Source organism: Brumimicrobium mesophilum (assembly GCF_003025005.1).
Classification (GTDB): Bacteria; Bacteroidota; Bacteroidia; order Flavobacteriales_D; family Crocinitomicaceae; genus Brumimicrobium; species Brumimicrobium mesophilum.
In genome coordinates this window covers 1-953 of sequence record NZ_PVSS01000057.1, presented here as the reverse complement: position 1 = coordinate 953, position 953 = coordinate 1, and the positions used below count along the sequence as shown (strand labels likewise).

The following is a 953-nucleotide window of genomic DNA, read 5'->3' as shown; positions in this document are numbered from 1 at the left end:
GATTCGTAGAACTAAATCCGTTTGGTCCATTCCATAAATAACTATTCGCAACTGTTGAAGTGCTTAAACTAAATGTACCACCTTCACAAAGTTCAACATCTGTTGATGCAATTGTTGGAGCAGGTAAAGTAGCAGACACATTTACAACTGTAGTTGCAGTATCTGAACATCCATTAACAGTTAAAACATAATTATATGTATAGGTTCCAACACTCAAATTGTTAATTGAATGTACTGCATTCGTTGACAACAATGTTGTATAGTTATCATTATACCATTCATAGGTTGCTCCTGCAGCTGTGTTTCCTGTTAAAGTAACTGTTCCGTCATTACAAATCGGTCCATCATTACTTGCTAGAGCAACTGGGATAGCGTTAATCGTAATATTTATTGGGTTAGACAATTGAGATTCACAACCATCAGCCGAAATACAAACTACACTCCAATCACCTGCTGCATAAGCTGGATCAGTTGAAGGAATTGTTGTTGTATTTACTCCTGTTGTAAGTAATGGATTAGCTAAAGTTGTTACACTTGCTCCTCCAGGTCCAATCCATTTGAATGACGCGCATGTTGAACTTGTAGTAAGTACAATTGGCTCTCCAAAACAGATACTCGTTGGTCCAGTAATTGTCGGTTGTGATGGTAGTGGATTCACATCAATTTCTATTGAAGCAACCTCACTCACACATCCATTATCTGTTACCGTTAAGTTATAAATACCTGCCGTTAAACCTGAAGCAATAATCGCCTGTGGATACTGACTTGTTGAACTAAATCCGTTTGGTCCTGTCCATGAATAACTGCTTGCAACTGTTGACGTACTTAAGCTAAATGTACCACCTGCACAAAGCTCTACATCTGATGATGCAATCGCTGGTGCTTGTGGTGTTGCTGAAATTGTAACAACCGTTGTTGCCGTATCAGTACATCCATTCACATTTAAAATGTAG

The 953-nt window shown here is 38.4% G+C and carries 1 protein-coding gene; it reads right to left on the bottom strand.

The window, feature by feature from the left end; all coding sequences use genetic code 11:
- Positions 1 to 953 (bottom strand): Ig-like domain-containing protein (locus C6368_RS17020; RefSeq protein ID WP_199851671.1); only part of this gene is annotated, 953 nt, incomplete at both ends.